Annotated in this window: 13 protein-coding genes; 9 read left to right on the forward strand and 4 right to left on the reverse strand. The window is 68.2% G+C overall.

Going from position 1 to position 13,558, the window contains the following annotated elements; translation table 11 throughout:
- Positions 1-5: 5 nt before the first annotated feature.
- Positions 6-758 carry a hypothetical protein gene (locus JNB_RS02305; protein ID WP_040883512.1) on the reverse strand — a complete coding sequence of 251 codons (753 nt, stop codon included), beginning with the start codon at positions 756-758 and terminating at the stop codon, positions 6-8.
- Positions 759-884: 126 nt separating this feature from the next.
- Between JNB_RS02305 and thrS the strand changes: the two genes are divergently transcribed.
- Positions 885-2,870: a threonine--tRNA ligase gene (thrS, locus tag JNB_RS02310; RefSeq protein ID WP_009774784.1), complete on the forward strand. Its 1,986-nt coding sequence runs from the start codon at positions 885-887 to the stop codon at positions 2,868-2,870.
- Between the two features lie 7 nt (positions 2,871-2,877).
- Entirely contained in the window at positions 2,878-3,339 is a 462-nt protein-coding gene (locus tag JNB_RS02315; RefSeq protein WP_009774785.1) for a GNAT family N-acetyltransferase, read from the forward strand.
- A 46-nt stretch (positions 3,340-3,385) separates the two neighbouring features.
- Here JNB_RS02315 and JNB_RS02320 read toward each other — a convergent pair whose 3' ends face one another.
- Entirely contained in the window at positions 3,386-4,693 is a 1,308-nt protein-coding gene (locus tag JNB_RS02320) for an MFS transporter (RefSeq protein ID WP_009774786.1), read from the reverse strand.
- 209 nt (positions 4,694-4,902) lie between these two features.
- On the opposite strand from JNB_RS02320, the gene JNB_RS02325 reads away from it, so the two are divergent.
- Genes JNB_RS02325 through JNB_RS02355 form a run of 7 tightly spaced genes read left to right on the forward strand, consistent with a single transcriptional unit; the run spans position 4,903 to position 10,305 of the window.
- Entirely contained in the window at positions 4,903-5,451 is a 549-nt protein-coding gene (locus JNB_RS02325) for an HIT domain-containing protein (RefSeq protein WP_009774787.1), read from the forward strand.
- Between the two features lie 26 nt (positions 5,452-5,477).
- Positions 5,478-6,119, forward strand: a complete 642-nt coding sequence (pgsA, locus tag JNB_RS02330) for a phosphatidylinositol phosphate synthase (RefSeq protein WP_009774788.1) — start codon at positions 5,478-5,480, stop codon at positions 6,117-6,119.
- A complete protein-coding gene (locus JNB_RS02335) occupies positions 6,116-7,069 on the forward strand; it encodes a phosphatidylinositol mannoside acyltransferase (protein WP_237700591.1) in 954 nt (317 codons plus the stop codon). The genes pgsA and JNB_RS02335 overlap by 4 nt, the downstream gene beginning before the upstream one ends.
- A complete protein-coding gene (locus JNB_RS02340) occupies positions 7,066-8,265 on the forward strand; it encodes a glycosyltransferase family 4 protein (protein WP_009774790.1) in 1,200 nt (399 codons plus the stop codon). Before JNB_RS02335 ends, JNB_RS02340 begins: the two co-directional genes overlap by 4 nt.
- Positions 8,265-8,861: a hypothetical protein gene (locus tag JNB_RS02345; protein WP_009774791.1), complete on the forward strand. Its 597-nt coding sequence runs from the start codon at positions 8,265-8,267 to the stop codon at positions 8,859-8,861. Before JNB_RS02340 ends, JNB_RS02345 begins: the two co-directional genes overlap by 1 nt.
- Positions 8,862-8,882: 21 nt before the next feature.
- Positions 8,883-9,806 (forward strand): pyridoxal 5'-phosphate synthase lyase subunit PdxS, encoded by a 924-nt coding sequence (gene pdxS / locus JNB_RS02350; RefSeq protein ID WP_009774792.1) that lies wholly within the window; start codon positions 8,883-8,885, stop codon positions 9,804-9,806.
- A gap of 1 nt (position 9,807) precedes the next feature.
- Positions 9,808-10,305 carry a hypothetical protein gene (locus JNB_RS02355; RefSeq protein ID WP_009774793.1) on the forward strand — a complete coding sequence of 166 codons (498 nt, stop codon included), beginning with the start codon at positions 9,808-9,810 and terminating at the stop codon, positions 10,303-10,305.
- A 147-nt stretch (positions 10,306-10,452) separates the two neighbouring features.
- Here the strand turns inward: JNB_RS02355 and fdhD are convergent, their stop codons facing one another.
- Positions 10,453-11,262, reverse strand: coding sequence for a formate dehydrogenase accessory sulfurtransferase FdhD (fdhD, locus tag JNB_RS02360; protein ID WP_009774794.1), 810 nt, complete (start codon positions 11,260-11,262; stop codon positions 10,453-10,455).
- Complete coding sequence (locus JNB_RS02365) at positions 11,262-13,544, reverse strand: FdhF/YdeP family oxidoreductase (RefSeq protein WP_040884113.1); 2,283 nt, start codon at positions 13,542-13,544, stop codon at positions 11,262-11,264. The genes fdhD and JNB_RS02365 overlap by 1 nt, the downstream gene beginning before the upstream one ends.
- Positions 13,545-13,558: the final 14 nt, after the last annotated feature.

Consider the following 13,558-nt stretch of genomic DNA (forward strand, 5'->3'; position numbering starts at 1 on the left):
AGCTCTCAGATGCGGTGGTGGACCCACACACCGGGTTCGACATAGACCGCGTGGTCGTGCTCGACGCTCACGTGGACCGGGTTGAGGGCGAAGGGGACCTCGACATCACCGGTCTCGTCGAAGGGGAGGCCCGTCCACGACCGCCACTCGTCCAGGGTTCCCGAGATCGTCATCGCCCGTGGACACACGCCCTCGATCGTGCCGCCGACCCGAGCGTGAAGGCGCAGCCACGGATCCACCGGCAGACCGTCTGCCCTCGTCCGGAAGGCATAGTCGCTCATCGGGGTATGGGGCTCCAGATGCTTGCCGTTGGGGCGGACGGGTGCAAAGAGGTCGTGGAAGCCGAGCCGAGCAGCGTTCTGACGCTTCGCTTCCAGCATCACCGACGCCAGGCCGGTGCCCTGCAGGTCGGGTCGGATCGCCACCTCGAGGGCCGACACGTGGGTCGGTGCGCGACCCGCGAGCTCGTCCAGCCACGCCCAGGCAATCACGCCGTCCCAGCCGTCATCCGGGAGGGCAGCGCGACCGATGTCCTCGCCCATCGTGAACGGGATCGAGTGCGACTTCGCCACGAGTCGGTCCGGCTCCCGGGGATCCCACGCGAGCAGGGTCCACGCCGCGAAGGTCGTCGACGCACGCGGGAAGTAGAGGTCGCCAACCGGGTCGTACTTCATGAACTCCGGCCAGGGGTCATCGAACTCCCGCAGCAGGTGAGCCAGATCCGGTCGTTCCGCGAGGCTGGCGATGTGGAGGTCCATCTGCTGACCGTCCCACACCAGAACTGCGTCGCGCCCGTTCTTTTCCGGCGGATAACATCGGTATGCCGTGTCGGGACGTCCGCACGCGGCATACCCCCGTTTTGGGTCACCTCAGGAGAAGCCGCTGTGTCATCACAGATCACCGTTCATGTCGCCGGAGACGAGCGATCGGTGGACCTGGAGACGACCGCGGCAGATCTCTTCCGCGACGACCGCAATGTTCTCGTGGCCCGCGTCAACGGAGAACTGCGCGACCTCGCCCACGTCCTCGCCGACGGTGACACCGTCGAGCCGGTGACCGCCCAGGAGCAGGACGGGCTCGATGTGTTGCGCCACAGCGCCGCTCACGTCCTGGCTCAGGCCGTGCAGCAGCTCAAGCCGGACGCCAAGCTCGGCATCGGTCCGCCCGTGCGCGATGGCTTCTACTACGACTTCGACGTCGCCGAGCCGTTCCAGCCGGACGACCTCAAGGCCCTCGAGAAGTCCATGCAGAAGATCATCAACGAGGGCCAGACCTTCGTCCGTCGTGAGATCAGTGACGACGACGCGCTCGTCGAGCTCAAGGACGAGCCCTACAAGTGCGAGCTCATCGGACTGAAGGGCGGCTCGGCAAGTGAGGCGGCCGACGGTGCAGACGTGGAAGTCGGCGGTGCGCAGCTCACCATCTACGACAACGTCCGCCGCGATGGCACCAAGGCATGGGGCGACCTCTGCCGCGGGCCGCACGTCCCGTCGACCAAGGTCCTCGGCAACGCCTTCAAGGTGATGCGCAGCGCCGCGGCCTACTGGCGCGGCTCCGAGAAGAACCCGCAACTGCAGCGCGTCTACGGCACCGCCTGGCCGACCAAAGAGGAACTGCGAGCTCATCTGGAGCGGTTGGCCGAGGCCGAGAAGCGCGACCACCGCAAGCTCGGTGCCGAGCTCGACCTCTTCTCCTTCCCCGACGAGTTGGGCTCGGGCCTGCCGGTGTTCCACCCCAAGGGTGGTGTCATCAAGCGCGAGATGGAGGACTACGTCCGCCGTCGGCACATCGAGGAGGGCTTCGACTACGTCGGCACGCCGCACATCAGCAAGGACGGGCTGTTCCACACCTCGGGTCACCTGCCCTACTACGCCGACACGATGTTCCCGCCGATGGAGTTCGAGGGCTCGAAGTACCAGCTGAAGGCGATGAACTGCCCGATGCACAACCTCATCTTCAGCTCGCGCGGCCGCTCCTACCGCGAGCTGCCGCTGCGGTTCTTCGAGTTTGGCTCCGTCTACCGCTACGAGAAGTCCGGCGTCGTGCACGGCCTCACCCGCGTGCGCGGGATGACGCAGGACGACTCGCACTCCTACGTCACCGCCGAGCAGGCACCCGCCGAGATCAAGCACCTGCTCGACTTCGTCCTCTCCCTGCTGCGCGACTTCGGCCTCGAGGACTTCTATCTCGAGCTGTCCACGCGTGACACCGAGGGCGAGAAGTCGGCGAAGTTCATCGGCAGCGACGAGCAGTGGGAGGTCGCGACCTCGGTCCTCGAGAAGGTCGCGACCGACTCCGGGCTCGAGCTCGTCGCTGACCCCGGTGGAGCCGCGTTCTACGGCCCCAAGATCTCCGTGCAGGCGCGCGACGCGATCGGTCGCACCTGGCAGATGTCGACGATCCAGTACGACTTCAACCAGCCCGAGCGGTTCGGCCTCGAGTACCAGGCGTCCGACGGGTCGCGTCAGCAGCCGGTGATGATCCACTCGGCGAAGTTCGGCTCGATCGAGCGTTTCTTCGGTGTCCTCGTCGAGCACTACGCGGGCGCGTTCCCGGTGTGGCTCAGCCCTGTTCAGGTCCTGGGCCTGCCAGTCGCCGACGAGTACAACGACTACCTCTGGGACGTCCTGTCGCAGATGAAGGCCAAGGGCATCCGGGTCGAGCTCGACGACAGCGACGACCGCTTCCCCAAGAAGATCCGCAACGCGAGCAAGGCCAAGGTGCCCTTCGCCCTCATCGCCGGTGAGGACGACCGCAGCAACAACGCCGTGTCGTTCCGCTACCGCGACGGCTCGCAGAAGAACGGCGTGCCCATCGAGGATGCGATCGCCGAGGTCCTCACCGCCATCGAAACCCGCGCCCAGGTCTGAGCCGACGATGTCCACGGTCATCCGCCTCGCCCTGTCGCGGGACGCGCTGGCCGTCGCCGCTCTCACGATGCAGGACGATCGTGAGAGCGGCGCCACCATCGAGGAGGGCTTCCTCGACCGCTATGCCGCAGCGTGGCTCGCCGATCGGGCTCGGGTGACCTTCCTCGCCGAAGCGCCCGATGGTCGTCCGCTGGGCATGGTGACCGCCGCGGTGATCACCAAACTTCCCAGCTCGCGCCGGCCCGTCAGCCGTTGGTTGCACGTGTCCCTGCTCTTCGTCACGCCGGACGCCCGCGGTGCCGGCATCGGCACCAGCCTTCTCGAGGCCCTGCGCTTCTGGGGTGGCGAGCACGACGTGGACCGGATGCAGCTCAACGCGGTCCCGCAGGCCCGGACGCTCTATGAGCGCGCCGGATTCACCTCTCCCACAGCGAGATTCATGGAGTGGCACGCCAACAGCGATCGGTGAGCGGACGGCATACCGCAAAAATGCGTGGGTATGCCGTCCGCTCCCGTCACGGGAGCGGCTCGTGTGCCGTCTCCTTGACGGCAAAGACGTAGACGAGCAGCGAGATGAGGCAGAGCGCGCTGATGTAGATCGGGAACGCCTCGCCCCAGCCCTGGCTCTTGAACCACGTGCCCATGTAGGGCGCGGTGCCACCGAAGAGGGCGACGGAGAGGGAGTAGGGGAAGCCGATCCCGGCGGCACGCACCCGTGACGGGATCGTCTCGGCGTTCACGGCCGCGGCGATCGAGGTGTACATCGCGAGGAAGACCATGCCGATGCACTGGACGAGCAGCAGGCGCGACATCGACGTGTCGAGCAGCCGGAGCAGCGGCACGGTGGCGACGACGAAGAACGCGGCGAACGTGATGAGCAGGGGCTTGCGACCGATGCGATCCGACAGGATGCCCATGATCGGCTGGAGCGCGGCGAAGAAGAACAGCGCGATCGTGCCCGCCGTGAGCGCATCGGACTTGCTGACGTCGGCATAGGTCTGTGCGTAGGTCGGCAGGTAGGTCGTCCACGTGTAGTAGGCGATCGTGCCCGCGATGGTGATGCCGACGATGAGCAGTGACTCGCGCGGGTGGTGCTTGAGCGCATCGAAGATCCCCGGACGCTGTGACGCATCGGCCTTGAGGTCGTCGACGCTCTCGAGCGTCTCGTGGGCACCGGCACGAATCGCGAGTCCGACCAGGGACAACCCGGCGCCGACGAAGAACGGCACGCGCCAACCCCAGGAGTTCATCGAGGACTCGGTGAGGGTGGACGCGAGGTAGGCCGCGAGCCCGGACGCGATGAGCTGGCCGGCCGTCGTCGAGACGTACTGGAAGCTCGAGAAGAACCCGCGCCTCTTCGGCGGGGCACTCTCGACGAGGAACGTTGTCGCAGCGGCGAACTCACCGCCGACCGAGAGCCCCTGGATGACCCGGGCGAGGACGAGCAGGATCGGCGACAGGATGCCGACCGAGGCGTAGGTCGGCAGGACGGCGATGAGCAGCGACCCGGCGCCCATGAGCAGGATCGTCGCCGTGAGCGCGGGCTTGCGACCGAAGCGGTCTGCCACCGCGCCCATGAGCAGGCCGCCGATGGGACGGAAGAAGAAGCCGACGGCGAAGATGGCGAACGTGTTGAGGAGGGCGGTCAGGCCGGACTCGGACTCGGGGAACACCTGCGTCGCGAAGTAGACCGCGAGGAAGCTGTAGGCGTACCAGTCGTACCACTCGACGAGGTTGCCGATGGAGGCCGCGGCGAGCTGTCGGGGGGAGTGGGCGCGAGCGCGCTCGGCGGCACTCGTGGAGGTCGTTGGGGACGTGGTCATGCCTCCCCACCCTTCGCCGCTGGGCAGATACTCACAACTGGGGACCGCAGTTCGAGACAAAAGACCACAACGCCCAAGAATCTTTCGGGAGCGACGCAACCTTTGCGTCCGCTGTGGCGTCTCAATGGTTGGAGGGTCCGGGGCGTCGTGCAGGGGCCGACGCCCCGGCCCTCCGATCGGCGTCGGGGGGCGTGTCTAGGATCGTGGCCATGAGTGATGTTCCGACGACAGCCGCCGAGGACTTCGCGGGGGTGCCGGACGGTTTCGACCGGCTGTGGACTCCTCACCGGCTGGCCTACGTCACGGGGGAGCGCCCGTCCAAGGACGCCGGCGACGGCTGCCCCTTCTGCGCCGCACCCGGACGCGACGACGAGGACGGACTCATCGTCCACCGTGGCGAGCACTGCTACGTCGTGATGAACCTCTTTCCCTACAACCCGGGCCACGTCCTGGTCTGCCCCTACCGCCACGTCTCGCTCTACGTCGACCTCACCGACGAGGAGACGACCGAGTTCACGGCGCTCACCAAGGCGGCCATCGCGGCGCTCCAGGAGTCGTCCAGCCCGCAGGGCTACAACATCGGGATGAACCAGGGCGAGGTTGCTGGCGCCGGGGTGGCCGCGCACCTCCACCAGCACATCGTCCCGCGCTGGGGCGGGGACATGAACTTCCTACCGGTCATCGGCCAGACAAAGGCGCTCCCCGTCCTGCTCGAGGACGCGCGCCGCCGCCTCGCCGCGGCCTGGCCGGGGGAGTGACTCCAGCCGGTTAGGCTGAGCGGACCATGCTCAACAAGTACGCGCGCCCCTTCTTCACGAAGCTGTTCACCCCGCTGGCCTCGCTCCTGCTGCGCCTCGGGGTGAGCCCTGACGTCGTGACGGTCGTCGGCACCCTCGGGGTGAGTCTCGGTGCCCTGATCTTCTACCCGCGTGGCGAGTTCCTCATCGGCACCCTCGTCATCACGGCGTTCGTTTTCTCCGACACCGTCGACGGCATCATGGCCCGCCGCTCCGGCCGTTCGAGCCTGTGGGGTGCCTACCTCGACTCGACCCTTGACCGCGTGGCCGACGCCTCGGTCTTCGGCGGTCTCGTCCTGTTCTACGCGGGTGGGCAGAGCGTGCGGGACGACAGCATCTTCCAGGTGCGTCCCGGCATCATGGCCGCCCTCGCGCTGGCCTGCCTCATCCTCGGCATGGTCGTGTCCTACGCCAAGGCCCGCGCCGAGGGACTGGGCATGACCGCCAACGTCGGCATCGCCGAGCGCGCCGAACGCCTCGTCGCCGTCCTCGTGACCACGGGCCTCGTCGGGTGGTTCCTGCCCGAGATCTTCCTCACCGTGGTGCTGGCCCTGCTCGCCCTCGCGAGCCTCGTCACCGTGGTGCAGCGGATGCTCGAGGTTCGCCGACAGGCCCTTGACGTCGCGTGAGCCCGATCCCTTCAGGTCTCGTGTCCCGCGCCACCGACGTCGTCACGGTGGCTGGCTTTCGTCTGGGATGGACCGTCATTCGGCGTATGCCGGAACGCGCGGCTTACGCGTTGTTCGACCGGATCGCTGATCTCACCGTTGCCCGAGGCGGGGGAGCGCGGATGCGCTCGAACTACGCGACGGTGCGACCCGAGCTCGATGACGCTGCCCTTGATGGGCTGGTGAGTGACGGCATGCGCGCCTACATGCGCTACTACTGCGAGTCGTTCCGCCTGCCCGTCCTCTCCGCCGACGAGCTCGCTGCCCGGGTCCGGGTGGAGGGCGACGGGCCGGTGCGCGAGATCCTCGCCGCCGATGGGTCTCTCGTCTGTTTCCTGGGGCACCTCGGCAACTGGGACCTTGCCGGAGCCTGGAGCGCGGTGCACCTCGGTCCGGTGACGACGGTGGCCGAACGCCTCAAGCCCGAGGAGGTCTTCGAGGAGTTCCTCGAGTTCCGCACCGGCCTGGGCATGACCATCCTCCCGCTCACCGGTGGACCGCCCCCCTTCCCGTTGCTGCGCGAGGCGACCCAGCGTCGCGGACTCATTCCGTTGCTCTCGGACCGCGACCTGTCCAGGGACGGTGTCGAAGTCGACTTCTGTGGCGAGCCGGCGCGGATGGCGGCGGGGCCAGCGGCTCTGGCCCTGACCTCGCGCCGACCTCTCTTCCCCGTCTCCATCCGCCACGAGCGACGGGACGGCGGTGGCTGGGGGATCGTCATCACCTTCCACGAGCCGGTGGCGGTGCCGGATTCCGGGCCCACCCGCGACAAGGTCGCGGCCATGACCCAGGCCTGTGCCGACGCTCTCGGCGAGGCCGTCCGCACCCACACCGCGGACTGGCACATGCTGCAGCCCGTCTTCACCAAGGACCTCGACGCCAACCGCCTGGCCCGGGCCGGGGCGTCATGAGGATCGGACTCGTCTGCCCCTACGCGTTCGACGTCCCGGGCGGGGTGCAGTTCCACGTCCGAGACCTGGCCGAGTACTTCATCGCCCAGGGGCACGACGTCTCCGTCCTCGCACCGGTCGACGACGACACGAAGTCGCTCCCGGCATACCTGACGTCGTGCGGTCGGGCAGTTCCGGTGCGCTACAACGGATCTGTCGCGCGCCTGACCTTTGGACCCGTGACGTCGTCACGGGTCAGCAGGTGGCTCGAGGAGGGCGACTTCGACGTCCTCCACCTGCACGAGCCGGTGACCCCGAGCGCGTCGCTCATGGCCCTGTGGGCCTCGTCGGAGCCGGTCGTCGCGACCTTCCACACGTCCAACATCCGCTCGCGCGCCATGCACGCCGCGAACCCGCTGCTCCGCCCCTCGACCGAGAAGATCCGGGCCCGGATCGCTGTGTCCGAGGAGGCTCGGGGCACGGTCCGACGCCACCTCGGCGGCGACGCCTACATCATCCCCAACGGCGTCGACACCAAGCGGTTCACCCCCAATGGCGCCGTGACGCAGTGGACCGGGACGCCGGAGCGACCGACGCTGGCCTTCCTGGGCCGCATCGACGAGCCGCGCAAGGGGTTGGCCGTCATCGTCGCCGCGATGCCGGCCATCCTCGATGTCCTGCCGGGTGCGCGACTCGTGGTCGCGGGGCCGGGGGAGGTCGACGAGATCTCCGAGCGGCTGGACCCGCGCGTCCGGGCAGCGACCGAGTTCCTCGGGGCGGTCTCGGAGGAGGACAAGGTCGCGCTGCTGCGGTCGGCCGACCTCTATGTCGCACCCCACACGGGTGGTGAGAGCTTCGGGATCGTCCTCGTCGAGGCCATGGCTTCCGGTGCTCCCGTGCTCGCGAGTGACCTCGAGGCGTTCACCGCGGTCCTGGGTTCTGTTCCCGCCGGTCCCGCTGGCCGCACCTTCCCCGTGGGCGACAGCGCGGCCCTGGCTGCTGCCGTCATCGATCTCATCGGATCGCCCGGCGAACGCGCTCGATTGAGCGACCTCGGCCTCAGGCGCGCTCGCTCGTTCGACTGGGGCGTCGTCGCCGAACGCGTCATGGCGGTCTACGAGACCGTGATCGAGGGCGCCGACAACTCCCCGGTCGAGACCAACCTGCGCGCGGGACTGCTCAGTCGCCTGCGCTGGCCCCAGAGAGGTGAAGCCTGATGAAGTGGGAAATCGACATCCTTCAGGTCAGCACGATCATCGCGCTCGTGCTCCTGGCGGTGGCGTGGTACCTCTCGTACTCAGCGTCCCGACTCGACCGGCTCCACGCCAAGGTCGAGGGCGCGGTCTCCGCCCTCGACGCCCAGCTCGTGCGCCGGGCGGAGGCCACGCTTGAGCTGGCCACGAGCGGAGCCGTCGACCCGGCGACCTCCCTGCTGCTCGCGGACTCGGCGAGTGAGGCGCTGGAGCGGCACACGCACCAGCCGCTCAGCCACGACCCCCTCGACGGGCAGACCTTCGCCGGACGCGAGAGCACCGAGACCGATCTCACCGCGACACTGAGGGCCGCGCTCCAGCAGGACACGGTCGACGAGCTGCGCAGCGAGCCCGGGAGTGACGGCGCCGACGCGCTGAGCCGGGTCGAGGCGAGTGCCCTGCGGGTCCAGCTCGCCCGCCGGTTCCACAACGACGCCGTGCGCGAAGTGCGGCGCGTGAGGGCCAAGAAGGTGGTCCGCCTGTTCCGGTTGGCCGGTCACGCAGCCCTGCCGCAGCCCGTCGACTTCGACGACGACCTTCCGCCTGCAGTGGTCGACTGACGCGCCTCTACACTTGCGCGCATGAGTGAGACCCCCACCCCCGCCGCAGACTCCCCGACCACCTCCACCACCGGCACGACCCGGGTGAAGCGCGGCATGGCCGAAATGCTCAAGGGCGGCGTCATCATGGACGTCGTCAATGCCGAGCAGGCCAAGATCGCCGAGGACGCCGGAGCCGTCGCCGTCATGGCCCTCGAGCGTGTTCCCGCCGACATCCGTGCCCAGGGAGGCGTGTCGCGCATGTCCGACCCCGACATGATCGAAAGCATCATCGCCGCCGTCTCGATCCCCGTGATGGCCAAGGCGCGCATCGGCCACTTCGTCGAGGCACAGGTGCTCCAGTCCCTCGGTGTCGACTACATCGACGAGTCGGAGGTGCTGACCCCCGCGGACTACGCCAACCACATCGACAAGTGGAACTTCACCGTGCCCTTCGTCTGTGGCTCGACCAACCTCGGCGAGGCCCTGCGCCGGATCACCGAGGGCGCGGCCATGATCCGCTCCAAGGGTGAGGCCGGCACCGGCGACGTCTCCAACGCCACGACCCACATGCGTCAGATCCGCCAGCAGATCCGCCACCTGCAGAACCTCCCCGAGGATGAGCTCTACGTCGCGGCCAAGGAGCTGCAGGCACCGTTCGAGCTCGTCAAGGAGGTTGCCGTCGCCGGCAAGCTCCCCGTCGTGCTCTTCACCGCTGGCGGCATCGCCACCCCGGCCGACGCCGCGATGATGATGCAGCTCGGCGCCGAGGGTGTCTTCGTCGGCTCCGGCATCTTCAAGTCCGGCAACCCGGCCCAGCGCGCCGAGGCCATCGTCAAGGCCACGACGTTCTTCGACGACGCCGACGTCATCGCCAAGGTCTCCCGCGGACTCGGTGAGGCCATGGTCGGCATCAACGTCGACGAGATCCCGGAGCCGCACCGCCTTTCTGAGCGCGGCTGGTGATTTGAGGCCGCTCACCGTTCTCCTGTGGGTCGTACAGATCGCCGTCATGCTCGGCGGTCTGTACTTCCTGTACCGCGTCGTCGGCCACGGCCGACGCGTCAAGGAGAGTGGTGCGCCCGGCTTCACACCCTCGGCGCCGGGCGTCGCCAACGGCACGTGGAACGCCGTCGTCACCGAGGAGGGCAAGCACCCCAACTTCTCCGGAGGACGCGGACACGTGCGCATCGACAACGGATGGCTGGGGTTCCATCTCGACAATGCCGAGCAGCCCACGTGGATCGCCCCGGTGAACCAGTTCCGAGGCGGGCGCAACACCATCCTGGCGATGTCCGAGGTGTGGCTCGAGTCTCCTGCCACGGGCCGGATCAACCTGACGGTCAGCCACGAGCACATCAACACGTTCGTCGACAACGACTTCAAGGACTCGCGGGAGCGCCGGTATGCCAGGGAGTTCCTGAGCATGCTGGCGTACCACGGCGCCCAGGTCACCCACCCCTGACCCGACTTATTGCGCAATCCGTCGTCAGCGTGCACTGATTGCGCAATCCGAAGTCCCTTCCGGCCCGACGGATTGCGCAACAGGTCTGCGGTTCCGACGGATTGCGCAATAAGTCGGGGTTGGGGATGTTGGCGTTGGGAGCGGCCGTCAGTGGGGGATGCGGTGCGAGTGCGTGTAGACGCTCATCCGTCGTCCGCGGGCAAACCCGACGAGGGTGACGCCCAGTCGGTCGGCTGCTTCGATGGCCAAGGACGACGGTGCCGACACGCACGCCAGTACGGAGATGCCCGAGACCGCGGCCTTCTGGACGATCTCGAAGCTCGCCCGGCTCGACACGACGAGCAGTGCTCCAGCGGTTCCGACCTCGGTGATGAGCGCTGCACCGAGCACCTTGTCCACGGCGTTGTGCCGACCGATGTCCTCCCGCACGATGGCGAGTTCGCTCCCACCCACGGGCACCAATCCGGCCCCGTGCACTCCGCCCGTCTTGTCGAACACCGCCTGACGTGTGCGCAGCTCGCCCAGCGAGTCCGCAATCTGCGGTGCCTCCCACAGCACCTCGGGCGGCTTCTCGTCGACGACCGCTTCGATGGCCTCGACCGCTGTCGTGCCGCACAGCCCGCATCCACCGAGCGAGGCGAGGTTGCGGGTTGACGTCACCGCGGCCCGCCCATCCCGGCCGGAGGGCAGGGTCAGGTTGAGCACGTTGAGGGTGTCGAGGTCGGAGCAGAAGACGGCCGACACCACATCCTCACGCCGCGCGATGACGCCCTCGGCGCGCAGCAACCCGTGCGCCAGATCGACGTCGGAGCCGGGCGTGCGCATCGTCACCGTGAAGGTCTCGCCGTTGACCCGGATCTCCAACGGTTCCTCGCCGGCGACGGTGTCGATCGCCCGGGTCGTGTCTCCGTCGAGGTCGATCCGGACGACCTTGTGACGCGAGGTGACTCGACCCATCAGCGGGCCTCCAGTCGAATGACGATCGACTTCGACGTCGGGGTGTTGCTGCCCCGAGCCGTCGAGTCGAGCGGGACGAGCACGTTGGCCTCGGGGAAGTACGCGGCGGCGCAGCCTCGAGCCGTCGGATAGGCCACGACCCGGAACTCCTCGGCCCGCCTCTCGGTCAGCTCGTCGCCGCCCTCGACCCCGTGCCACTCCGAGACGATGTCGACCATCTGCGCGTCCGCCAGCCCGAGCGACGCGAGGTCCGACGGGTTGACGAAGACGACACGGCGCCCGTCCTTGATGCCGCGGTAGTGGTCGTCGAGGCCGTAGATCGTGGTGTTGTACTGGTCGTGGCTGCGGATCGTCTGCAGGAGCAGCCGCCCGGGCGGGCACTGCGGGTACTCCAGCGGGTGCACAGAGAAGCGCGCCCGACCGCCCTCGACGTTGAACTCGCGCTGACGCGGTGCAAGGGGCAGCTGGAAGCCACCCTTGTCGAGGATGCGCTCCTCGAACCGGTCGAAGCCGGGCACGACGCGTGAGATGTGGTCGCGGATGACGCGATAGTCGCCGCGCATCCCGGACCAGTTGATCTGGGACTGAGGCAGGACTCGACGGGCCAGTTCGCACACGATGGCTACCTCGCTGAGCAACGCGTCGCTGGCGGGCGCGAGTCGCCCCCGCGACGCGTGCACCATCGCCATCGAGTCCTCGACGGTGACGACTTGTTCGCCCGTCACCTGCGAGTCGCGTTCGGTGCGGCCGATCGTGGGCAGGATGAGCGCCTCGCGGCCGGTGACCGCATGTGACCTGTTGAGCTTGGTCGAGACGTGACACGTGAGTTCCGCTGCCTCCAGCGCCGATTCGGTGACCTCGCTGTCGGACATCGCGCGCACGAAGTTGCCGCCCATGGCGAAGAAGACCGTGGCCCGTCCGTCGCGCAACGCCCGCACGGTGTCCACGGCATCCACGCCGTGCTCGCGCGGTGAGGCGATCGAGAACTCTGCGTCCAAGGCGTCGAGGAACGCGTCCGAGGGTCGCTCGAAGATCCCCATCGTGCGGTCGCCCTGGACGTTGGAGTGGCCGCGCACGGGGCACACGCCCGCTCCCTCACGGCCGATGTGGCCGCCGAGGAGCAGGACGTTGACCATCTCCTGGATCGTCGCGACAGCGTGCCGGTGCTGCGTGATGCCCATGGCCCAGCAGACGATGACCGAGCCAGCGGCTGCGATCTCGTCGGCCAGAGCCCGGATCTCGGCCTCCGTGAGGCCCGTCGCCGCCAGAGTGGCGGGCCAGTCCAGTCTGGCCCGTGCCGCGGCATACGCCTCGAATCCGGTGGTGTGCTCGTCGACGAATTCACGGTCCACCGACCCCCGGTCGAGCAGAAGGTGACCGACGGCCTGGAAGAGCGCCTGGTCCCCACCCAGCCGCACCCCGACATGGCGATCGGCGAGCTTCGTGCCCGACCCGACCACTCCGCGCACGGTCTGCGGGTTCCGGAACGTCATGAGCCCGGCCTCGGGCAACGGGTTGATCGCGACGACGCGAGCACCGTTCTCCTTGGCCGATTCGAGCGTCGAGAGCATGCGCGGATGGTTGGTGCCGGGGTTCTGTCCGACGACGAGGATGAGGTCGGCCTTGGTGAGGTCGTCGATGGTGACGGTGCCCTTGCCGATGCCGATCGTCTCGGTCAGCGCCGTGCCGCTCGACTCGTGGCACATGTTGGAGCAGTCGGGCAGGTTGTTGGTCCCGAACTCGCGCACGAACAGCTGGTACGCGAACGCCGCCTCGTTGCTCGTGCGCCCCGACGTGTAGAAGATCGCCTCGTCCGGACTGCCGAGCGAGTGCAGGTGCCCCGCCACGATGTCGAGTGCCCTCTCCCAGGTCACCGGTTCGTAGTGCGTCGCACCCGCCGGCTTGTGCATCGGCGTCGTGAGCCGCCCCTGCGAGCCGAGCCAGTGGTCGGACTTCTCACGAAGAGACGCGACCGAGTGCTCGGCAAAGAACGCCGGCTCAACCCGTCGAAGCGTGGCCTCCTCGGCGACGGCCTTCGCGCCGTTCTCGCAGAACTCGGCGCGGTGCGACTCCGCCGGGTCCGGCCACGCGCAACCGGGGCAGTCGAAACCCTTGTCCTGGTTGACGCGAAGCAGAGTGCGCGCCGTCCGCACCACACCCATCTGGTCGAGCGACATCCGCATCGAGCGGACCACAGCAGGGACTCCGGCTGCGGTTCTCTTCGGTGAGCCGACCTCGAGGTCTGCGTCGCCCTGGTCTTCGGTCGGTGCGTTGCGTGCCATCAGAACCATTGTCT

This window comes from Janibacter sp. HTCC2649, assembly GCF_000152705.1.
Taxonomy (GTDB): Bacteria; Actinomycetota; Actinomycetes; order Actinomycetales; family Dermatophilaceae; genus Knoellia.